Origin of the sequence: Caballeronia sp. GAFFF2, from assembly GCF_023631485.1 — a bacterium.
Lineage (GTDB): Bacteria > Pseudomonadota > Gammaproteobacteria > Burkholderiales > Burkholderiaceae > Caballeronia.
Map to the genome: position 1 here is coordinate 242,332 of NZ_JALQDA010000009.1, position 21,472 is coordinate 263,803.

Sequence of the window (21,472 nt, forward strand, 5' to 3'; positions counted from 1 at the left end):
AGGTTCAGGCGCGTTCGATGATCTCGCGCAAGACGCGCGACGCGTCGCGGGGATCGGCCGCCTTGCAGATTGCGGAGACGACGGCAAGACCCGCGGGTTTCGCGCGCATGACATCCGCGGCATTGTGCGTCTGAATGCCGCCGATCGCCACCGTGGGCAAACACGCATCGGCGACGAGCGCAGCCAGGCCATCGATACCGCATGGCGCCGATGCATCGGTCTTCGTCGGCGTGGCGTACACCGGTCCCGCGCCGAGGTAATCGACGGTTCCTCGTAGCGCGTTCGCCGCGTCGAGTTCGGCGCGATCGGCCACCGACAAACCGATGATCGCATCCGCGCCCAGCAAGCGCCGCACGGCGTCGGCCGGCAGATCGCGCTGCCCGACATGCACGCCATCGGCGCCGACTGCGAGCGCGACATCCACCTGATCGTTGATGATGAGCGGCACGCCATGCGCACGCGTGAGCGGCAGCAGATCGCGCGCGAGCTCGTACCACGCGCGCTTGTGCCACTCAGGCGCGCGTAATTGCAAGATGGTCGTCGCGCCGCCTTCGAGCGCCGCGCGCGCCACGGCAAGCGCCGCAGCGTGTCCGCCGCACTGCACGGGATCGAGCACGAGATAAAGCGAAAGATCGAAGGAAGGCCGCATTTGCCGAGCGATCAGGAAAGCGCGACGTCACGCATGACGAGCGTCTGCCCGAACGCGTTCTCGTCGAGTGAGGCCAGCCGGTCGAGATACGCGACCGCGAAACTGCCGGGCAGGGCGGCATCGCGCGCGGCGAGTTCGCCCGCAATCGTCGTATGGGCGATGGCCGCGACCGTCGCCGCGAAGTGTTCATCGCGCGATGTCGCGGTGGCGATGAACGCCGCGACCGTCGCCGAGAGCGCGCAGCCCACGCCGGTTACGCGCGTCATCAGCGGCGAGCCGTTCGACAGCGCGACGACCTGCCGGCCATCGGTGATGTAGTCGGTGGCGCCCGTCACCGCGACGACTGCCTGTGTCCTGAGCGCGAGGATCTGGGCGGCGTCGAGCGCGGCGTCGGTGGCGGCGGTGCTGTCCACGCCGCGTCCGCTTGCAGCGCCGCCCGAGAGACTGATGATCTCGGATGCGTTGCCGCGTATGACCGCTGGCGTGAGATCGAGCAGTTCGAGCGCGAATTCCGTGCGGAACGTAAGCGGGCCGACCGCGACCGGGTCTAGCACCCACGGCGTGCCGGCGCCGTTGGCGGCATCGACGGCGGCACGAATCGCGCGGGACTGCGGGACATCGAGCGTGCCGAGATTGACGGAGAGCGCGCCCGCGATCGGCGCGAATTCACCGACTTCCTCGCGCGCGACGACCATGGCCGGCGCGGCGCCGATGGCAAGCAGCACGTTGGCCGTGAAGTTGGTGACGACGAGATTCGTCAGGCAATGCACGAGCGGCGCATGACCGCGCACGCGCGTGACGAAGGAATAGAGATCGGCGGAAAGCATGATGGAAGAAGATTAGCCGATGCTACGAGCAAAGCGTGCCGCGCGCCTTCAATGCCGCGCTTCGCCGATCAGCGCGACGGAATCGAACGCGCGCTGATTCGCCTGATGCCGCCGCATGACGAAGTACATCATTAGGCACACGAAGGTGCCGAACAGCACGATCACGAACTGGATCGGCACGTCGAGCCACACCAGCACGGCGTAGAGGCACAGCATGACGAGCACGGAGAGATTCTCGTTGAAGTTCTGCACGGCGATCGAATGGCCCGCCGACAAGAGCACGTGCCCGCGATGCTGGAGCAGCGCGTTCATCGGCACGACGAAGAAGCCCGACAAGCCGCCGACGATCATCAGGAACAAATAGGCGACGAGCAGATACCCCGGAAAGTGCATCTTGCCGAAGTAGATGCCCCAGTGCGCGGGAAAGAGGTGGCGCGTGTAGAACGCCATCAGCATGACGGCGATGCCCATCATGATGCCCACCGGCAACACCGACAGCGAGCGCTTGAGCGGCACGCGCGCCGCCGCGAGCACCGCGCCGACCGCGACGCCCACCGCGATCACCGCCTGCAAGATGGCGGCCTGCGAGAGCGTCATGCCGAGCGACACTTCGGCCCATTTCAGTACGATGAACTGCAAGGTCGCGCCCGCGCCCCAGAAGAGCGTGGTGACCGCGAGCGAGATTTGTCCGAGCTTGTCGTGCCAGAGCGTCACGAAGCAACCGGCGAAATCGGTGATGAGCTTGATCGGCCGCGTTTCCTGCTTCGGATAACGCGCGCCGGTGTCGGGAATGCGCAGGTTGAAGATCGCGGCGATTACATACATCAGCACGATCACGAGCATGGCGGCTTCGGCGGGCGTATTGACTTTCGGAATGTGCAGACTGAGCAGATGCCCGGCGATATGCGGACTGATGAGCGCGCCGCCCATGACCGTGCCCAGGATGATCGACCCGACCGTGGTGCCTTCTATCCAGCCATTGGCGGCAACGAGCCGGTCGGCGGGCAGCAGTTCGGTGAGAATTCCGTACTTCGCGGGCGAGTAGGCCGCCGCGCCGAAGCCCACGATGCCGTAGGCCAGTAGCGGATGTGCGCCCACCAGCATGGTGATGCAGCCGACGACCTTGATGGAATTGGTGACGAACATCACCCGGCCCTTGGGCCGCGAGTCCGCGAAAGCGCCGACGAAAGCCGCGAGTACCACGTAGGAGAGCACGAAGAACAGCTTCAGGAGCGGCGTCATCCAGTTCGGGGCGTGAAGGTCTTTCAGCAGTGCAATGGCAGCAATCAGGAGAGCGTTGTCAGCCAGCGATGAGAAAAACTGCGCGGCCATGATGGTGTAAAAACCTTTTTTCATCTGATCCGAAGCTTTCCTCACTGCGGGTGATCCGCCCCGCCCGCCGGACATGCCGCTTGTCTTGCGATCGGGCTTATGCCTTTCGAAATGGGTTGTGCGCACGGCTTTATAACACGAAAATAGGCGCATTCTGACTAGCAGTAATCTCGATGACGCTCGAAAAACAGACGATCGTCCGCGAGTTTGTTCTTAAGATACTGATTCGCAAGGCGTCTTTGAGACCCGCAGCACGCAATGCCACGCTGGCGTATGCTCGCCCTTCCGACTGCCCGAACCGCAATTCCACACACGCTCATGCCGCGCCCCCTTTCCGCCACCATTCACACCGCCGCACTCGCCAACAATCTCTCCGTCGCACGAAAGCACGCGCCGAAATCCAAAATCTGGGCTGTCGTCAAGGCCAATGCTTATGGCCACGGACTTGCGCGAGCGTTCCCCGGACTTCGGGCAACGGACGGCTTCGGGCTTCTGGACCTCGAAGAAGCCGTAAAGTTGCGTGAATTGGGTTGGGCCGGGCCGATTCTTCTGCTCGAAGGCTTCTTCCGGCCGACCGATATCGACGTGATCGACCGCTACAGCCTGACCACGGCCGTGCATTGCGACGAGCAATTGCGCATGCTGGAAATGGCGCGGCTGTCCAAGCCGATCAATATCCAGTTGAAGATGAATAGCGGCATGAACCGGCTCGGCTACGTGCCCGAGCGGTTCCGCGCCGCGTGGGAGCGGGCGCGGGCGGTGCAGGGCATCGGACAGATCACGCTCATGACCCATTTTTCCGATGCCGACAGCGAACGCGGCGTCGCGCATCAGCTGGCGGCGTTCGAACGCGGCGCGGAAGGCATTGCGGGGGCGCGCAGCCTGTCGAACTCGGCGGCGGTCCTGTGGCATCCGGCCGCGCACTTCGACTGGGTGCGGCCCGGCATCATTTTGTATGGCGCGTCGCCGTCGGGCGTGACGGCCGATGTCGCGAATCTCGGGCTGCGTCCGGCCATGACGCTTTCGTCGGAGCTGATCGCCGTACAGACGGTCGAGGCGGGCAGCAGCATCGGTTACGGTTCCACTTACACGGCGGGACAGGCCATTCGCATCGGCGTGGTGGCGTGCGGTTATGCGGACGGATATCCGCGCGTGGCGCCGGAAGGCACGCCCGTTATCGTCGATGGCGTGAGGACGAAACTCGTCGGCCGCGTGTCCATGGACATGCTCACGGTCGATCTCACGCCGGTTCCGCATGCGGGCATCGGCTCGCGCGTCGAACTGTGGGGCCCGAATCTGCCTATCGACGATGTCGCCTCTTCGTGCGGCACCATCGGCTATGAGTTGATGTGCGCGATCGCGCAACGCGTGCCGGTGCGCGCGGAATAATCCAGGCATCGAACTTCAACCGGACTTATAGCAAGGCAGCGCGTGGCAAAAGCAGCGAAAGCAAAGACGCTCTATATCTGTAGCGAATGCGGCGGACAAGCGCCGAAATGGACCGGCCAGTGTGCCGCGTGCGGGGCGTGGAATACGCTCGTGGAGTCGGTGGAGCAGGGCGCTTCGGCGCATCGCTTCCAGGCGCTCGCGAAGAGTTCGCCGGTGCAGCGGCTCGCCGACATCGAGGCCTCCGACGTGCCGCGTTTCACCACGGGCGTCGGCGAATTCGACCGGGTGCTCGGAGGCGGTCTCGTGCCCGGCGGCGTGGTGTTGATCGGCGGCGATCCGGGCATCGGCAAATCGACGTTGCTCTTGCAATCGCTTGCGGAAATCGCCCGCGAGCGGCGCGCGCTCTACGTGAGCGGCGAAGAATCCGGCGCGCAGATCGCGTTGCGCGCGGCGCGGCTCGGCCTGACGGGCGCGCGGGACAGCGCCGTCGGCGACCTCGGCTTGCTCGCGGAAATCCAGCTCGAAAAAATCCAGGCGACCATCGACGAGCAACGGCCGGAAGTCGCGGTCATCGATTCGATTCAGACCATTTATTCCGAAGCGCTCACCTCCGCGCCCGGCTCGGTCGCGCAGGTTCGCGAGTGCGCGGCGCAGTTGACGCGCATCGCCAAGCAGACCGGCACCGCGATCATCATGGTCGGCCACGTGACCAAGGAAGGCAGCCTCGCGGGGCCGCGCGTGCTGGAACATATCGTCGATACGGTGCTGTACTTCGAAGGCGATACGCACTCGTCGTTCAGGCTCGTGCGCGCCTTCAAGAACCGCTTCGGCGCGGTCAACGAACTCGGCGTGTTCGCCATGACCGAGCGCGGCTTGCGCGGCGTGGCGAATCCCTCGGCGCTCTTTTTGTCGCAGCACGAGCAGAGCGTGCCGGGGTCGTGCGTCCTGGTGACGCAGGAAGGCTCGCGGCCCTTGCTCGTCGAGGTACAGGCGCTCGTCGACACCGCGCACGTGCCCAATCCGCGACGCCTCGCGGTCGGGCTCGAACAGAACCGGCTCGCGCTCTTGCTCGCGGTGCTGCATCGGCATGCGGGCATCGCGTGTTTCGATCAGGACGTGTTCCTGAACGCCGTCGGCGGCGTGAAGATCACCGAACCCGCGGCCGATCTCGCCGTGCTGCTCGCCATCCATTCGTCGATGCGCAACAAGCCGCTGCCGAAGGGCCTCATCACGTTCGGCGAAGTGGGACTCGCCGGCGAGATCCGGCCTTCGCCGCGCGGACAAGACCGGCTCAAGGAAGCGGCCAAGCTGGGCTTTTCGGCCGCGCTGATTCCGAAGGCCAACGCGCCGAAGCAGCCTATCGACGGGCTGAACGTGATCGCGGTGGATCGGATCGAGGAAGCGATCGACCGCGTGCGCGACCTGGAGTGAGCTCCTGGCGCGCTTGGTCAGAGCTTCGTAATGCGGCGTAAAAATGTCGCGTCGATATGTAACCTGATTCGCGCGCGATCTTCTTATCCTTACAAGGCTACGGAACCGGCCGGCTTCGTCTGCTGTCTCGACACAGGCGAAGTGATTGCAAGGATCGAGAGGACCACGCTTTGAACCACATCAAATCAACGCGGCCCAAGCCCGCGTTTCATCTGCGCGGGTGCCGTGTCTCCGCGCCGCTGCAGCAGCCTTTCGGTGGCGGATGCCGGATCGTCGAATGGATCGACGGTGAAGGGCAGATTTCACGTCGTGTCGTCGCGGCCGATGCCACCGAGGACGAAGTCGTCGCGACTATCCGCCGCCATGTGACGGGGCGCAAGCACGTGCTCGTCGATGACGAACGGCAACCAAGGCAGACCTTGCCGCGAAGGTGAAATTCGTGGCGGCGGCGTGGGTGAACGTGTTGCGTGTCGATCAGTGAAGGGTTCGCGCTTCCTACGAAGCACGGTGGCGTTCGAAGGCTTGCGGCGCGCCAGGCACGCGAAGCTACGTGAGTCCGGCCGCTGGATCAGCGCGCCGCAAAGTCATCACCCGATCTGCTCAAGCTCTTCATGCGCTTCCAGCCACTCCATTTCGAGCGCCTCCAGCCGCGCGCCGACTTCGCCTTGCCGGCGAATGGTGTCGGTTAGCTTCGTTTTCATCGCGGCCTCGTAACTCGCGGGATCGGCGACGAACGTATCGAGCGTGGCTTTTTCCGCATTCAGCGCATCCATTTCCTTTTCTATCTTCGCAATGCGCGACTGCAGCGGCTTCTTCAGATGCGCGAGCTTCTGCCGCTCCTGCGCCTCCAGACGGCGCTGTTCCTTGCGGTTCTGCGCGCTGTCCTGCGTGTCTGCGTTCGTGGACGACGCGCCATTCGCGTCCTTTGCCGCCGCGCGCGTTTCGGCGGCGTGTTGCAGCAGCCAGTCGCGATAATCGTCGAGATCGCCGTCGAACGGACTCAGACGATGCTTCGCCACCAGCATGAAGGTGTCGGTCGTCGCGCGCAGCAAGTGCCGGTCGTGCGACACGAGGATCAGCGTGCCTTCGAACTGCGCGAGCGCCATGGTGAGCGCGTGGCGGGTTTCGAGGTCGAGGTGATTGGTCGGCTCGTCCAGCAGCAGCAGATTCGGCTTCTGCCAAATGATGAGCGCCAGCGCGAGCCGCGCCTTTTCGCCACCGGAAAACGGCGCGATTTTCGCGGTCGCCATTTCGCCCGAAAAGTTGAAGCTGCCGAGAAAGTCGCGCAGTTCCTGCTCGCGCGTGTCGGGCGCAAGCCGCGCGAGATGCTGAATGGCGGAGTCGTCGGGACGCAGCGTTTCGAGCTGATGCTGCGCGAAGTAGCCAATCTGCAAGCCCTTGCCTTGCCGCACGCTGCCGGACAGCGCGGCAAGCGTGCCGGCGAGCGTCTTGATGAGCGTCGATTTACCCTGCCCGTTCGCGCCGAGCAAGCCGATGCGCTGACCGTTTTGAATCGACAGCGTCACGCCTTCGACAATCGGAATCTCGATGCCCTCGGTGCGATAACCGCAGCGCACGTCTTCCATGACCATCATCGGATTGGGCGCGGCGTCGGGCGCGCGGAACTCGAACGTGAACGGCGAGCTCGCATGCGCGGGCGCGATCAGCTCCATCTTCTCCAGCGCCTTGACGCGGCTTTGCGCCTGCTTGGCCTTGGTCGCCTTGGCCTTGAAGCGGTCGATGAAACTCTGCAGATGCGCCACCGTTCTCTGCTGCTTTTCGTAGGCGTTCTGCTGCAAGGCGAGCTGTTGCGCGCGCAGCACTTCGAACTGGCTGTAGTTGCCGCCGTAGCGCTTGATCTGACGATTCTCAAGATGCAGCGTGACATTGCAGACCGCGTCGAGAAATTCGCGGTCGTGCGAAATCACGACGAGCGTGCCGGGATAACGGCCGAGCCAGTCTTCGAGCCAGATGATTGCATCGAGGTCCAGGTGATTCGTGGGTTCGTCGAGCAGCAAGAGGTCGGACGGACACATCAGCGCCTGCGCCAGATTCAGGCGCATGCGCCACCCGCCCGAGAAGCTCGTCACCGGTTCGCGTGTCTGCGCGAGCGTGAAGCCCAGGCCGAGCAACAGCGTTTCGGCGCGCGCGGGCGCGGTGTAGCCGTCGGCATCGGCGAAAGCGGCGTGGGCTTCGGCTTCGGCCGCGCCGTCATGCGCCGCCGAAGCCGCCGCGATGCGTGCCTCGATAGCCCGCAGTCGCGTGTCGCCGTCGAGCGTGTAGTCGAGCGCCGTGCGGTCCACGGCGGGCGTTTCTTGCGCGACATGCGCAATGCGCCACGAAGGCGGCAGCGCGAAATCGCCGCCGTCGGCGTGCAACTCGCCGCGCAACACGGAAAAGAGCGTGGATTTGCCCGCGCCGTTCGCGCCGACGAGACCGGCTTTCTCGCCCGGATTGAGCGTGAAACTGGTCTCTTCGAAAAGCGGCTTGGTGCCGCGGGAGAGGCTGAACTGGTTGAAGCGAATCACGGAAGATGGCGGCGCGGCATGAGGGAAACCGCTATTTTAGACTGCGGCCACGAAGCGCCGGGGGTCGTCCGTTCGGCCAATGGCGGTAAGTGGCGCGCGGTAGTAGCATCGCCTTTCTTTGAATCTTTCCAGCGGGAGCAACTCATGAGTGCAGCAAGCGACGACATTTACGCGTTCAAGGCCGAGACGCTGGGCGGCGAGACGGTGAACATCGACCAGTATCGCGGCAAGGTGCTTTTGATCGTGAACACCGCGAGCGAATGCGGCTTCACGCCGCAATACAAGGGTTTGCAGGAAGTCTATGAGCGCTTCGCGGCGCGCGGTTTCGAAGTGCTCGGTTTTCCCTGCAACCAGTTCGGCGCGCAGGAACCGGGCGATGCCACGCAGATCGGCAGCTTCTGCGAAAAGAACTACGGCGTCACGTTCCCGATGTTCGCGAAGATCGACGTCAAGGGGCCGCATGCGCATCCGCTCTTCAAATATCTGACATCGAAGGAACCGGGCGTGCTCGGCACCGAGGTCGTCAAGTGGAACTTCACGAAGTTTCTCGTGAACCGCAACGGCGACATCCTGAAGCGCTACGCGTCGCTGACGAAACCGGAGTCGATTGCCGAGGACATCGAAAAACTGCTGTAGCGCCTTAGAGGATAGGCGAGAAGAGGCGCGCGACATGCATGGCCATGCGTCGCCAGGACGCCGCGCCGCGATAGTCCTCGCGGTCGATCTCATACGAGAGCGCGAAGTCGGCGAGCAGCATGCTTTCGACTTCACGCGCGAAAGCGTTGTCGACGGTCAGCACCATGACCTCGAAGTTGAGGCGAAAGGAGCGGTTGTCGAGATTGGCGCTGCCTATGGCCGCGCCGACATCGTCGACGAGCACGACCTTTTGATGCAGAAAACCCGGCTTGTAGCGGAAGATGCGCACGCCCGCCTGCAACAGATCGTAGGCATACAGCTTCGATGCCGCGAACACCACGCGATGATCGCGCCGGCTCGGAATCAGGATGCGTACATCGACGCCACGCATCACGGCAAGGCGCAGCGCGGAGAACACGGCTTCGTCGGGAATCAGATAGGGCGAGGTGATCCATACACGTTGGCGCGCCGCGTTGATCGCCTCGACGAAGAAGAGCGAACAGGTCTCCTGTTTGTCGGCCGGGCCGCTCGACAACACCATGCAGTGCATGTTTTCGTCCGAATGCGGCGCGGGGCCGAGCTCCGGCAGGCGTTGCGTGGCCCAGTACCAATCTTCCGTGAAAACGAACTGGATGCTCGCCACGGCGGGGCCGCGCACCTCGACGTGGGTATCGCGCCAGGGCGTGAGGCGTGGATTGCCGCCGAGATACTCGACGCCCACGTTATGTCCGCCGACGAATGCGCGCTTGCCGTCGACCACCACGATCTTCCGGTGATTGCGGAAGTTGATCTGGAAGCGGTGCACGAACTTGCGCTTGGCCGCGAACGGATGCGCCTGTACGCCGCTCGCACGCAGCGCATTCACGTAGCGATGCGGCAAGTCGAAGCTGCCGATGCTGTCGTAGAGAAAATAGACGCGCACGCCCGCTTTCGCCCGCGCGATGAGCATTTCCTTGAGCAACTCGCCGAGCGCATCGGCGCGCACGATGAAGAACTGCACGACGACATAGTGCTCGGCCGCTTCGATGGCGGAGAGAATCGCGGAGAACGTGGCGTCGCCGTTGACGAGCACGCGCACCGAGTTGCCGCGCAGGAACGGCATGCCCGAGAGGCGCTGCAAAGTGCGAATGGTCGGATTGCCGAGATAGCTCGCCGGTCCCGGCGCAATCTCGCCGCGCACGCCCGACGCGTCGAGCAGCGCGCCGGCTTCGTCGCGATGAATCGGGAGCGGCTGAGGCGCGTCGCTGCGATCCGTCGAGTCCCATTCGGCGGGTTTCGAGCGGCTGCGCAGAATCTCGACTTCGAGCCGACGCGCGTCGATATAACCCGCGAACTTGCTACGGCCGAGAAACAGATAAGGAATGAGCGTGAAGTAAGGCATGGCGACGAGCGACACCGCCCACGCCACCGCGCCCTGCGACGTGCGCGTATTGATGATGGCGTGAATCGCCGCGATCACGCCGAGCACATGCGCGGCTATCACGAGCGTGCCGAGGTGTAGCCAGTCTGCTGCTTGCATGGAATGCCGTTGGTCCGATGACGACGCGTGCAGCCTGCACGGCGCGACAGCAAATGCGCTGCCGCGAGGATGCGTCATATTACCGAACCTTGGGCGCAAGTCGCGGCCCGAAAAGGACCGCGCTTGCGTTGAAACAACGCCGCTGAAGGCTCAGGCCGGCAGGTCGGCGGCCTGGATCAGGAACACGTTGTCGTCGCCAGCGCTGGTCGAGAGCCAGATTAGATCGAGACCGCCGAGCGCCGCTTCGACATTGGCGCGTTCGTTGCCGATCTCGACGACGAGCACGCCGTCTTCGGTCAGCCACTTGCTCGCCTCGTGCACGATACGCCGCACCACGTCCATGCCGTCCGCGCCGCCCGCGAGCGCGAGTGCCGGCTCGTGGCGATATTCCTCGGGCAGCGACTGCATGGCGGTGGCGTTGACGTATGGCGGGTTCGTGATGATCACTTCGTAGCGCGCGTCTTGCGGCAGCGGCGCATACAGGTCGCCTTCGTAAAGCGAGATGCGTTCGTCGAGTTCGTAGTCGTCGACGTTGCGGCGCGCGACCGCGAGCGCATCGGCGGAGATGTCGACGGCATCGATATCGGCGTTTTCGAACGCCTGCGCCGCGAGCACCGCGAGGCAGCCCGAACCGGTGCAGAGTTCGAGCACGCGCGTGACCTGGTCGGGGTCGGCCACGTAAGGTTGCAAGCCGTCCTGCAGCAATTCGCCGATGAACGAACGCGGCACGATCACGCGCTCATCGACGTAGAAACGGTGTCCGTGCATCCACGCTTCCTGCGTGATGTAGGCGGCGGGCACGTGTTCCTTCGCGCGGCGCTCGATTACTTTCATGACGGCGTCGATTTCGGTGTCGAGCAGGCGCGCGTCGAGAAACGGGTCGAGCGTGTCGAGCGGCAGATGCAGCGTATGCAGAATCAGATACGCGGCTTCGTCATAGGCGTTGGTCGAACCGTGGCCGAACGAGAGTCCGGCCTCTGTGAAGCGCGTAACGCCAAAGCGCAGCAAGTCGCGCAGGGTGGTGAAGGGCAGCGCCATCGAATGGCTCCTTGTGTGACGGGTAGAGGCTTTAAGCGACGAGTTGTTCGAGCACGCGGCGGTAGATGTTCTTCAGCGGCTCGATGAATCGCACTTCGACATGTTCGTCGATCTTATGGATGGTGCCGTTCGGCGGACCGAATTCGATCACCTGTTTGCAGATGCGCGCGATGAAGCGCCCGTCCGACGTGCCGCCCGTGGTCGACAGTTCCGTCGCCACGCCGGTTTCGTCGCGGATCGCTTTTTCGAGCGCCTCGGAGAGTTCGCCGCGCGGCGTCAAGAAGGGCAGGCCGCTCACGGTCCAGGTCAGGTCGTAATCGAGGCCGTGCTTGTCGAGAATGGCTTGCACGCGGCTTTGCAGACCGTCGACCGTGCTCGCGGTCGAGAAGCGGAAGTTGAACATCAGGTCCGCGTGGCCGGGAATGATGTTGGTCGCGCCCGTGCCGGAATGCAGGTTCGAGACTTGCCACGTGGTCGGCGGAAAGTATTCGTTGCCGTCGTCCCAGCGCTCCGCCACGAGTTCGGCAAGCGCCGGTGCGAGCGCATGCACCGGATTTTTCGCGAGATGCGGATACGCGATATGCCCTTGCACGCCCTTGACGACGAGCTTGCCTGTCATCGAGCCGCGCCGGCCGTTCTTGACCATGTCGCCGAGCGTGGCGTTCGAAGTCGGCTCGCCGACGATGCAGTAATCGAGTCGCTCGCCGCGCGCCTTCAAGGCTTCGACGACCTTCACGGTGCCGTCGGTGGCGGGGCCTTCTTCATCGCTCGTGATGAGAAAGGCGAGCGAGCCGCGATGCAACGGATGGTTCGCGACGAACTCTTCGCTCGATACGACGAACGCCGCAAGCGAGGCCTTCATGTCCGCCGCGCCGCGCCCGTAGAGCTTGCCGTCGCGCTGCGTCGGGGCGAACGGCGGCGAGGTCCATTGTTCGAGCGGGCCGGTGGGCACGACATCGGTGTGGCCGGCGAAGGCAAGCAGCTTGCCTTGCGATCCGTCCGTGCCGCGCTTGACCGCCCACAGGTTCGTGACGCCGCCCGAGGCGATGGTTTCGCAGTGAAAGCCGATCGCGGCGAGGCGTTCGATCATCAGCGCCTGACAATGCTGGTCGTCGGGCGTGACGGACGCGCGTTCGATCAATGCTTCGGTGAGGGATAAGGTGCCGGACATGGTGTCTTGACGTTGATGCGATAAAAAATGCCGGCGCAGGGGGCCGGCACTCGTGGCGCGTCAGTGACTCGGAAGAGCGAAGTCACCGCACGGGATCATGCGAAGATCGTCTCGTACTGCTCGGCCGAAAAGCCGAGCGTCTTCACGCGCCCGTTCACGACGACGACCGGCCGCTTGATGATCGACGGCTTGTGGATCATGAGTGCAATGGCGCCCGCGGTGGTATCCGCTTCGGCCTTGTGCACGTCCGACAGCCCGCGCCAGGTCGTGCCGCGCTTGTTGATGAGCTGGTCGAGCGGCACGTCCTTCAGCCAGTCCTGCACCAGCGCGTTCGACACGCCGGCTTTCTTGAAGTCGTGAAACTCGAACGGCACGCCATGTTCCTCCAGCCACACGCGTGCTTTCTTCACCGTGTCGCAATTGGGAATGCCATACACGACCGTTGTCTTCGCCACGATCAGTCGCCTCGCAGCAGTTCGTTCAGGCCAACCTTGGCGCGCGTCTTGGCGTCGACCTTCTTGACGATGACCGCGCAATACAGGCTGTGCGAACCGTCCTTCGAAGGCAGGTTGCCCGCGACCACCACCGAGCCCGCCGGAATGCGGCCGTAGCTCACCTGACCGGTTTCGCGGTCAAAGATCTTAGTGCTCTGGCCGAGATACACGCCCATGGAAATGACCGAATTTTCCTCGACGATCACGCCTTCCACCACTTCCGAGCGCGCGCCGATAAAGCAGTTGTCCTCGATGATGACCGGATTCGCCTGTAACGGTTCCAGCACGCCGCCAATGCCCACGCCGCCCGACAGATGCACGTTCTTGCCGATCTGCGCGCACGAACCGACGGTGGCCCAGGTATCGACCATGGTGCCTTCATCGACATAAGCGCCAATGTTGGTGTACGAGGGCATCAGCACCACGTTCTTCGCGATGAACGAGCCGCGCCGCGCGATGGCCGGCGGCACCACGCGGAAACCGCCTGCCGCGAAGTCTTCGGGCGTGTAGTTCGCGAACTTCGAGGGCACTTTGTCGTAGAACTGCGAGTAGCCGCCGGCGGGCATCGGCGCGTTGTCTTCCAGACGGAACGACAGCAGCACCGCCTTCTTCAGCCATTGATTCACGACCCAGTCGCCGTCGCGCTTTTCGGCGACACGCAACGCGCCCTTGTCCAGTTGTTCGATGGCATGGGCAACGGCTTCGCGGACTTCCGCGGGCGCGGCCTTGGGCGACAGTTCAGCGCGGTTTTCCCAGGCTTGATCGATGATGCTCTGAAGTTGTTGCGACATAGTTGGTATCGAGGATGATGGAGAGATGGACTGGCCGCGCCCGTCACGGCGAGACGGATGCCGTGACCGGCGACAGCGTGCGGCAGAATTCGACGATGCGGCGGGCGCCTTCGACACATTCCTCGACGCCGGCGACGAGCGCGATGCGCACGAAGCCTTCGCCCGGATTCGTGCCGTGCGCCATGCGGGCGAGAAAGGACCCCGGCAGGACCGTCACATTATAGTCGGCGTACAGACGCGCGGCGAACTCGGTATCCGTGAGACCGGTCTTGGCGACGTTGGCCCACAAATAGAACGCGGCGTCGGGCAAACGTACGTCGAGCACCTCGGCGAGCATGGGCGTGACGGTTTCGAACTTCCGCAGATACTTCGCGCGATTGTCGCGAACGTGCGTTTCATCCTGCCACGCGACCACGCTCGCTTTCTGAAACACCGTCGAAAGCGCCGCGCCATGATAGGTGCGATACAGCAGGAAACTTTTGAGGATAGCGGCGTCGCCAGCGACGAAGCCCGAGCGCATGCCGGGCACGTTCGAGCGCTTCGACAAGCTCGACAGCATGACGAGACGCTCGAAACCGCGATTCAGCTTGTGCGCGGCTTCGAGGCCGCCGAGCGGCGGATTGGCTTCGTCGAAATAGATTTCCGAATAGCACTCGTCGGAGGCAATCACGAAGCCGTGCTTGTCCGACAGCGCGAAGAGTTCGCGCCAGTTGTCGAGCGTGAGCACGGCGCCTGTCGGATTGCCCGGCGAACACACGTAGAGCAGTTGCGTGCGCGCCCAAATTGCTTCGGGCACCGTCGAGTAATCGCACGCGAAGTTGCGCGACGGGTCGCTATTGACGAAGTAAGGCTCGGCGCCCGCGAGCAGCGCCGCGCCTTCGTAGATTTGATAGAACGGGTTCGGACAGAGTACGATGGGCGGCTCGCCCGACGCCGCCGCGTGACTCGCGCCGCGGCTGTCGACAACGGTCTGCGCCAGCGCGAACAAGGCTTCGCGCGAACCGGAAACGGGCAGCACTTCGGTGGCGGGATTGATCGAAGGCAGACCGTAGCGCGTCATCACCCACTTGGCGATGGCTTCGCGCAAGGGCGCGCTGCCGAGCGTTGCCGGATAGCTCGCCATGCCGTCGAGCGAATCGATGACGGCGTCGCGTATCAGCGCGGGCGTGGGATGCTTCGGCTCGCCAATACCGAAGCTGATCGGCGTGAATCCGGCGCGCGGCTCGATGCCCTGAAAAAGCAGACGCAGCTTTTCGAACGGATACGACTGAAGTTTCTGGAGTAGTGGATTCACGGCGTGACCGGTTTTGCGGTTATGCGGTTATGCGTCTGTACGTATGTATGAGCGAACGGCATCCGACGCATGCGTGCAGCGGGCTTGAAGAAGAGCTTCGTCGTGACACGACGAACACGCGAAATGCACACGCAAGAGCATGAGATTATAGCGCGCGGCCTTATGCCGGACGCGTTGCAGCAAAGGACAAACGAATAATGAGCCTCATGAAAGGCGCACTGGTACAGCCGGTTGATCACGATGAGATGCGCGCAATCGCGCAGCCGGCCGGAGTAACACGATGAGCAGCCGCTTCCACGACGCCGGCCCGACGCTCGCCATCATGATCGGCGCATCGGTCTGGGGCCTCGTGTGGTATCCCATGCGCATGCTCGCCGCCATGGGCCTTTCCGGCACCGCCGCCAGCGCAAGCACGAGCGCGGTCGCCTGTCTCTTCGTGCTGCTGTTCCGGCATCGCTCGATCAAGAGCCTTTCGTGGCATTGGCTGCTCGTCGCGCTTGGACTCGCGGCGGGCGTGACGAGCATCGGCTTCGTCTGGGGCGCTATTCACGGCCAGGTGATGCGCGTGCTGCTGCTGTTCTATCTCACGCCCGCCTGGACCGCGATCTTCGCGCACTTCATCCTGAAGGAACGCCTGACTCGCGTGGATGCCGCGCTGTCCTTGCTGTCGCTCGCGGGCGCGGTCACCATGCTGTGGTCGCCCGAACTCGGCCTGCCGTTGCCCGCCAATCTCGCGGAATGGGCGGGGCTCATGGGCGGCATGGGCTTTTCCATCAGCAACGTGCTGGTGGTGCGCATCACGCGCACGCTTCCGGCAATGAAGCCGGAGATGCGCACGGCGGTGATCTTCGGCGGCGCGGCTATCGTCGCTTCGCTCGTCACCGTGTTCGAGCCGATGCCCGCGCCGCCTTCAGCCGCGCAATTGGGCACGGTCGCGTCGATCGTGCTGGGCCTCGGCGTCGTGCTCGCGGTGAACAACATGATCGTGCAGATCGGCCTGGCGCGCGTGCCCGCCAATCGCGCGTCGATCATCATGCTGTTCGAACTCGTCGTCACCGCGCTCTCGTCGTGGCTCTTCGCGCATGAAGTGCCGGGCCCGCGCGAATGGGCCGGCGGCGCGTGCATCGTGGCGGCTTGCGTGCTGTCGGCATGGGTGCATCGGCAGCGAAAAGAAGCCGCTGAAAATACATCGCGCAATGAAGGCGCAGGCAAAAAGAAATCGAGACGGGCGATGGTATGATGGTGACCGCTCGCCGGGTAGGGCTTTAAGCTCATGCCCGGGCCTCGACTGCCTTCAAGGCGAGCATGATCGACGGGCCGCTGTGCGGCCTGTCTGCTATTTACCTCCGTATTCATCTCAAACAGCGAAATCGCCGTGCGTCTGACCTCGATCAAACTCGCTGGCTTCAAGTCCTTCGTCGATCCCACGCATTTCCAGGTCCCCGGCCAGTTAGTCGGCGTGGTCGGTCCGAATGGCTGCGGCAAGTCAAACATCATCGATGCCGTGCGCTGGGTGCTCGGCGAATCGCGCGCGTCCGAACTGCGCGGCGAATCGATGCAGGACGTCATCTTCAACGGCTCCACGGCGCGCAAGCCGGGCAGCCGGGCAAGCGTCGAACTGATCTTCGATAACGGCGACGGCCGCGCCGCCGGGCAATGGAGCGCTTACGGCGAGATCGCGGTCAAGCGCGTGCTCACGCGCGACGGCACCTCCAGCTACTACATCAACAACCTGCCCGCGCGACGCCGCGACATCCAGGACATCTTCCTCGGCACGGGCTTAGGTCCGCGTGCTTACGCGATCATCGGCCAGGGCATGATCGCGCGCATCATCGAGGCCAAGCCCGAAGAACTGCGCGTGTTTCTGGAAGAAGCCGCGGGCGTGTCGAAGTACAAGGAGCGCCGCCGCGAGACGGAGAATCGTCTGCACGATACACGTGAGAATCTGACGCGCGTGGAAGACATCGTCCGCGAGCTCGGCGCGAATCTCGAGAAGCTCGAAGCGCAGGCGGTCGTCGCGACGAAGTACAAGGATCTGCAGGCCGAAGGCGAGGAAAAGCAGCGCCTGTTGTGGCTTTTGCGCAAGAACGAAGCGGGCAACGAAGCCGAGCGGCAGCAACGCGCTATCCGCGACGCGCAGATCGAACTCGAAGCGCAGACCGCGCGTCTGCGCGAAGTGGAAGCGCAACTCGAGACGCTGCGTGTCGCGCACTACAGCGCGAGCGACGCCATGCAAGGCGCGCAAGGCGCGCTCTACGAAGCCAACGGCGAAGTGAGCCGGCTGGAAGCGGAGATTCGCTTCATCGTCGAATCGCGCAATCGCGTGCAGGCTCAGATCGCCGCGCTCAACGCGCAGCGCGAGCAATGGCAAATGCAGGCGCAAAAGGCGCGCGACGAAATCGAGACGGCATCGGAAGCGCTCGCGGAAGGCGAAGAGAAAGCAGTCATCGCGCGGGAAAACGCTGCCGCAAAGCATGACGAACTGCCGGCGCTCGAAGCCCGCTGGCGCGACGCGCAGACGCATCTGAACGAAGAACGCGCAGGCATCGCGCGCGCGGAGCAGGCGTTGAAGCTCGAAGCGGCGCATCAGCGCAACGCGGATCAGCAGCTTCAGCAGTTGCAGCAGCGCGAGGAGCGGCTCAGGACCGAATCGAAAGGACTCGACGCACCCGACGAAGCGCAACTCGAAGAACTGCGCATGCTGCTCGCCGAGCATGAGGAAGTACAGAGCGAAGCGCAGGCGCGTCTCGCCGATGCGCAGGAAACCGTGCCGCGTCTGGATGCCGAGCGCCGCGCGGCGCAGGAGCGTGTACAGGCCGAAAGCGCGCAGAACCACCAGCTCGAAGCGCGGCTTGCTGCCTTGCGGCAGCTTCAGGAAAGCGTTCAGACCGAAGGCAAGATCCAGCCGTGGCTCGACAAGCACGAGCTCGGCGCGCTGCCGCGCCTCTGGAAGAAGCTGCATGTCGAAGCGGGCTGGGAAGCGGCGCTCGAATCGGTGCTGCGTGAGCGGCTGGCGGCGCTCGAAGTATCGAATCTCGACTGGATCAAGGCTTTCGCCGCCGACGCGCCGCCCGCCAAGCTCGCGTTCTATTCGCCGCCCGTCGCCGGCAAGCCGCTCGACACGCCGCAAGGCTTGCGGCCGTTGCTGTCGCTCGTGCGCATCGACGACCCGGGCTTGCGCGCGGTGCTGAACGAGTGGCTCGCCACGACCTTCATCGCCGACGACATCGGCCAGGCGCTCGCGGCGCGCACGCAATTGCCGGAAGGCGGCGCGTTCATCGTGAAGGCAGGGCATGTGGTGACGCGTGTCGGCGTGCAGCTGTACGCCGCCGATTCCGAGCAGTCGGGCATGCTCGCGCGTTCGCAGGATATCGAAAATCTCACGCGGCAAGTGCGCGCGCAGGCATTGCTCGCCGACGAAGCAAAGGCCAACGCGGTACGCGCAGAAGCCGCGCATACCCACGGCTCGCAAACTCTTGCCGATGCCCGCGCCGCCGCCGAACGCGCGACGCAACGCGTCCACGCGCTGCAACTCGATGTGCTGAAGCTCGCGCAGGCGCATGAGCGCTACACGCAGCGCAGCACGCAGATTGGCGAGGAACTCGAGGAAATCGTCGCGCAGATCGAGGAACAACGCGCGCTGCGGGCCGAATCCGAGGCGGCGTTCGAACATCACGATACGGAGCTCGCGCAATTGCAGGCGCGCTTCGAAGACAACCAGATGGCGTTCGAAGCGCTCGACGAAACGCTCACGGCCGCCCGTCAGGAACTGCGCGAACTGGAACGCGCCGCGAGCGACGCGGGTTTCGCCGCGCGCGGCCTTGCCGCGAAGATCGAGGAATACAAGCGCAACATCGACACGGCGCACGACCAAAGCGAACGCGTGGCGGCATCGCTCGAAGATGCGCGCGCCGAACTCGAAACCATCAACGAACAGACGGCGCAGACGGGCTTGCAGGACGCGCTCGAAGTCCGCGCGGCACGCGAGGAAGCGCTGCACGCCGCGCGCGTCGAACTGGACGATCTGACGGCGCGTCTGCGTGCCTCCGACGAACAGCGGCTACTCGCCGAACGCTCGCTGCAGCCGCTGCGCGACCGCATCAACGAATTGCAGTTGAAGGAGCAGGCCGCGCGCATCAGTGGCGAACAGTTCGTCGAACAGTTGCAAGCAGCGGGCGTCGACGAAGCCGAACTGCAGGCGAAGCTCACGCCGGACATGAAGCCTTCGTATCTGCAAGGCGAAGTCACGCGTCTGAACAACGCGATCACGGCGCTTGGGCCGGTCAACATGGCGGCGCTCGAAGAGCTCGTCGCGGCCACCGAGCGCAAGCAGTTCCTCGACGCGCAATCGGCGGATCTGAACGACGCCATTGGTACGCTGGAAGATGCAATCCAGCGAATCGACCAGGAAACGCGCGCGCTGTTGCAAGGCACGTTCGACGAAGTGAACCGACACTTCGGCGAACTGTTCCCGCGGCTGTTCGGCGGTGGCCAGGCCAAGCTCATCATGACGGGCGACGAAATCCTGGACGCTGGCGTACAGGTGATGGCGCAGCCGCCCGGCAAGAAGAATTCGACCATTCACTTGCTGTCAGGCGGCGAGAAAGCGCTCACCGCGACAGCGCTCGTGTTTGCGATGTTCCAGTTGAACCCGGCGCCGTTCTGTCTGCTCGACGAAGTGGACGCGCCGCTCGACGACGCCAACACGGAACGCTTCGCGAATCTCGTGCGCGCGATGTCGGTCAAGACGCAGTTCCTGTTCATCTCGCACAACAAGATCGCGATGGAAATGGCGCAGCAACTGATCGGCGTGACGATGCAGGAGCAGGGCGTATCGCGCATCGTCGCGGTGGACATGGAGTCGGCGGCGGGCTTCGCCCAAAACGGCTGAAGCGCGCGACGCAGCACCAGGATTTGAATGAGTGGCAGGCCGGACGCTGATCCGGCCAGGCGCGCAGGCGCGGAGTGGTGCGCAAAAGACCCGAGGCGTGATGCCGGAACGCGGTCCGATGCGTGCGACAGATCGCGCGGCGCTTCGTAACCCAAAAGAACGATGGAGCGTGCATGGACGAGTTGACACTCGGTTTGATCGGAGCAGGAGCCGTGGTGGTGGGCGGCGTGGTGGTGTACAACGCGTGGCAGAGCGCCAAGGTGCGCCGCAAGATGCCGCGTCCGATGCCCGACGAGGCAGCCGACGCGCTCGCGCGTCAAGAGACGGACGACGAGCAACCGTTTATCGAACCGGTGCGCCAGCCGCGTCGCGAGCCGGTTTCGAGCGAGAGCGAAGCGCGCGTCGAGCCGAGCTTCGGCGGCGTGAGCCTTGCGGCCGAGCCGGCGCCCGTCGCGCCCGCGCCTATCGCTCCGGCTGATACCGCCGTCGATCTGCAGGCTGAAGCCACCGCCGCCGATGAAGCGGAACTCGCGAGCATCGACGAAGACGGACGCAACGAGCCGACCTTGCCCGCCACGAACACCATTTCGTCGGCGCCGCCGGCGCTGGTCGATCGCCGCATCGATTGCGTCGTGCCCATTCGCCTTGGTGGACCCGTTGCGGGAGACCGCGTGTTGCCGCTGGCGCAGCGTCTGCGTCGCGCGGGCACCAAGCCCGTGACGATCGAAGGCAAGCCCGAGGGCGATTCGACCTGGGAATTGCTGCGCAACGGCGCGCGTTATGAAGAGTTGCGTGCCGCCGCGCAACTGGCAAACCGCAGTGGCCCGCTCAACGAACTCGAGTTTTCCGAATTCGTGACCGGCGTGCAGCGTCTGGCCGATGCCATCGACGGTTCGCCCGAGTTTCCGGACATGATGGAAACCGTGGGCATGGCGCGCGAGCTGGACGCCTTCGCCGCCCAGTGCGACGCGCAGCTCTCCATCAATATCCTGTCCGACGGCGCGCCGTGGTCGGCCAACTACGTGCAGGCGGTGGCCTCGCAAGACGGCCTTTTGCTCTCGCGCGACGGCACGCGTTTCGTGAAACTGGATGCGAAGCAGAACCCGGTTTTCATGCTCCTTTTCGGCGATACCAACTTCCTGCGTGACGACCTCACGTACAAGGGCGGCCAGATGATCACGCTGGTGCTCGACGTGCCGGTGGCGGACGAAGACATCCTGCCGTTCAGGCTCATGTGCGATTACGCCAAGTCGCTGTCCGAGCGTATCGGCGCGCGGGTCGTGGACGATCAGCGCCGGCCGTTGCCGGAATCCGCGTTGCTCAACATCGAAAAGCAATTGATGACGCTGTACGCCAAGCTTGAGCAGGCGGGCATGCCAGCAGGCTCGCCCGCCACGCGGCGGCTCTTCAGCCAATAAGCGCGAGGTCTCACGGCGCGCTCATCTTTTAGCGTGCAGCGGGCTTCGAAATTGCGCCCCCGAC

17 protein-coding genes are annotated in these 21,472 nt (G+C 64.1%); 7 read left to right on the forward strand and 10 right to left on the reverse strand.

The window, feature by feature from the left end; all coding sequences use genetic code 11:
* Positions 1-4: 4 nt before the first annotated feature.
* The 3 genes from thiE to lplT are packed head-to-tail and all read right to left on the reverse strand — an operon-like array spanning position 5 to position 2,832.
* A complete protein-coding gene (gene thiE / locus NCT04_RS06540) occupies positions 5-649 on the reverse strand; it encodes a thiamine phosphate synthase (protein ID WP_250464465.1) in 645 nt (214 codons plus the stop codon).
* Positions 650-660: 11 nt separating this feature from the next.
* Entirely contained in the window at positions 661-1,476 is an 816-nt protein-coding gene (thiM, locus tag NCT04_RS06545; protein WP_250464468.1) for a hydroxyethylthiazole kinase, read from the reverse strand.
* A 48-nt stretch (positions 1,477-1,524) separates the two neighbouring features.
* Entirely contained in the window at positions 1,525-2,832 is a 1,308-nt protein-coding gene (lplT, locus tag NCT04_RS06550; RefSeq protein WP_244827740.1) for a lysophospholipid transporter LplT, read from the reverse strand.
* A gap of 294 nt (positions 2,833-3,126) precedes the next feature.
* Between lplT and alr the strand changes: the two genes are divergently transcribed.
* The 3 genes from alr to NCT04_RS06565 all read left to right on the forward strand — a co-directional run bounded on the left by alr (position 3,127) and on the right by NCT04_RS06565 (position 6,062).
* Positions 3,127-4,197, forward strand: coding sequence for an alanine racemase (alr, locus tag NCT04_RS06555; RefSeq protein ID WP_244827741.1), 1,071 nt, complete (start codon positions 3,127-3,129; stop codon positions 4,195-4,197).
* Positions 4,198-4,239: 42 nt separating this feature from the next.
* Positions 4,240-5,628: a DNA repair protein RadA gene (gene radA, locus NCT04_RS06560; protein WP_244827742.1), complete on the forward strand. Its 1,389-nt coding sequence runs from the start codon at positions 4,240-4,242 to the stop codon at positions 5,626-5,628.
* A gap of 170 nt (positions 5,629-5,798) precedes the next feature.
* Entirely contained in the window at positions 5,799-6,062 is a 264-nt protein-coding gene (locus tag NCT04_RS06565) for a DUF2866 domain-containing protein (protein WP_244827743.1), read from the forward strand.
* Positions 6,063-6,215: 153 nt separating this feature from the next.
* Here the strand turns inward: NCT04_RS06565 and NCT04_RS06570 are convergent, their stop codons facing one another.
* On the reverse strand, positions 6,216-8,156 hold the full coding sequence (locus tag NCT04_RS06570) for an ATP-binding cassette domain-containing protein (protein ID WP_250464470.1): 1,941 nt from the start codon (positions 8,154-8,156) through the stop codon (positions 6,216-6,218).
* A gap of 144 nt (positions 8,157-8,300) precedes the next feature.
* Between NCT04_RS06570 and NCT04_RS06575 the strand changes: the two genes are divergently transcribed.
* A complete protein-coding gene (locus tag NCT04_RS06575; RefSeq protein ID WP_250464472.1) occupies positions 8,301-8,792 on the forward strand; it encodes a glutathione peroxidase in 492 nt (163 codons plus the stop codon).
* 4 nt (positions 8,793-8,796) lie between these two features.
* Here NCT04_RS06575 and cls read toward each other — a convergent pair whose 3' ends face one another.
* The 6 genes from cls to dapC form a co-directional block, all read right to left on the reverse strand.
* Complete coding sequence (cls, locus tag NCT04_RS06580; protein ID WP_250464474.1) at positions 8,797-10,311, reverse strand: cardiolipin synthase; 1,515 nt, start codon at positions 10,309-10,311, stop codon at positions 8,797-8,799.
* 150 nt (positions 10,312-10,461) lie between these two features.
* The gene (gene prmB, locus NCT04_RS06585; RefSeq protein WP_250464476.1) at positions 10,462-11,349 is read right to left on the reverse strand and encodes a 50S ribosomal protein L3 N(5)-glutamine methyltransferase; all 888 of its coding nucleotides are present in this window, start codon (positions 11,347-11,349) and stop codon (positions 10,462-10,464) included.
* 31 nt (positions 11,350-11,380) lie between these two features.
* On the reverse strand, positions 11,381-12,520 hold the full coding sequence (gene dapE, locus NCT04_RS06590; RefSeq protein ID WP_250464478.1) for a succinyl-diaminopimelate desuccinylase: 1,140 nt from the start codon (positions 12,518-12,520) through the stop codon (positions 11,381-11,383).
* Positions 12,521-12,615: 95 nt separating this feature from the next.
* Positions 12,616-12,975, reverse strand: a complete 360-nt coding sequence (locus NCT04_RS06595; protein ID WP_404989191.1) for an ArsC family reductase — start codon at positions 12,973-12,975, stop codon at positions 12,616-12,618.
* A gap of 2 nt (positions 12,976-12,977) precedes the next feature.
* Complete coding sequence (dapD, locus tag NCT04_RS06600) at positions 12,978-13,805, reverse strand: 2,3,4,5-tetrahydropyridine-2,6-dicarboxylate N-succinyltransferase (protein ID WP_250464480.1); 828 nt, start codon at positions 13,803-13,805, stop codon at positions 12,978-12,980.
* A gap of 43 nt (positions 13,806-13,848) precedes the next feature.
* Positions 13,849-15,099 (reverse strand): succinyldiaminopimelate transaminase, encoded by a 1,251-nt coding sequence (gene dapC / locus NCT04_RS06605; protein WP_250464482.1) that lies wholly within the window; start codon positions 15,097-15,099, stop codon positions 13,849-13,851.
* 280 nt (positions 15,100-15,379) lie between these two features.
* Between dapC and NCT04_RS06610 the strand changes: the two genes are divergently transcribed.
* The 3 genes from NCT04_RS06610 to NCT04_RS06620 all read left to right on the forward strand — a co-directional run bounded on the left by NCT04_RS06610 (position 15,380) and on the right by NCT04_RS06620 (position 21,408).
* The gene (locus tag NCT04_RS06610) at positions 15,380-16,339 is read left to right on the forward strand and encodes a DMT family transporter (protein WP_250464484.1); all 960 of its coding nucleotides are present in this window, start codon (positions 15,380-15,382) and stop codon (positions 16,337-16,339) included.
* Positions 16,340-16,474: 135 nt separating this feature from the next.
* Complete coding sequence (smc, locus tag NCT04_RS06615) at positions 16,475-19,990, forward strand: chromosome segregation protein SMC (RefSeq protein ID WP_250464486.1); 3,516 nt, start codon at positions 16,475-16,477, stop codon at positions 19,988-19,990.
* Positions 19,991-20,163: 173 nt separating this feature from the next.
* The gene (locus NCT04_RS06620; RefSeq protein WP_244827753.1) at positions 20,164-21,408 is read left to right on the forward strand and encodes a cell division protein ZipA C-terminal FtsZ-binding domain-containing protein; all 1,245 of its coding nucleotides are present in this window, start codon (positions 20,164-20,166) and stop codon (positions 21,406-21,408) included.
* Positions 21,409-21,472: the final 64 nt, after the last annotated feature.

What these genes read in the sequence shown, in the direction of transcription:
- alr (WP_244827741.1), top strand. Translation starts at nt 3,127, where the DNA reads ATGCCGCGCCCCCTTTCCGCCACCATTCACACCGCCGCACTCGCCAAC.
- thiM (WP_250464468.1), bottom strand. Translation starts at nt 1,476, where the DNA reads ATGCTTTCCGCCGATCTCTATTCCTTCGTCACGCGCGTGCGCGGTCAT.
- prmB (WP_250464476.1), bottom strand. Translation starts at nt 11,349, where the DNA reads ATGGCGCTGCCCTTCACCACCCTGCGCGACTTGCTGCGCTTTGGCGTT.
- dapD (WP_250464480.1), bottom strand. Translation starts at nt 13,805, where the DNA reads ATGTCGCAACAACTTCAGAGCATCATCGATCAAGCCTGGGAAAACCGC.
- thiE (WP_250464465.1), bottom strand. Translation starts at nt 649, where the DNA reads ATGCGGCCTTCCTTCGATCTTTCGCTTTATCTCGTGCTCGATCCCGTG.
- NCT04_RS06620 (WP_244827753.1), top strand. Translation starts at nt 20,164, where the DNA reads ATGGACGAGTTGACACTCGGTTTGATCGGAGCAGGAGCCGTGGTGGTG.
- lplT (WP_244827740.1), bottom strand. Translation starts at nt 2,832, where the DNA reads ATGAAAAAAGGTTTTTACACCATCATGGCCGCGCAGTTTTTCTCATCG.
- cls (WP_250464474.1), bottom strand. Translation starts at nt 10,311, where the DNA reads ATGCAAGCAGCAGACTGGCTACACCTCGGCACGCTCGTGATAGCCGCG.
- NCT04_RS06610 (WP_250464484.1), top strand. Translation starts at nt 15,380, where the DNA reads ATGAGCAGCCGCTTCCACGACGCCGGCCCGACGCTCGCCATCATGATC.
- NCT04_RS06575 (WP_250464472.1), top strand. Translation starts at nt 8,301, where the DNA reads ATGAGTGCAGCAAGCGACGACATTTACGCGTTCAAGGCCGAGACGCTG.
- dapE (WP_250464478.1), bottom strand. Translation starts at nt 12,520, where the DNA reads ATGTCCGGCACCTTATCCCTCACCGAAGCATTGATCGAACGCGCGTCC.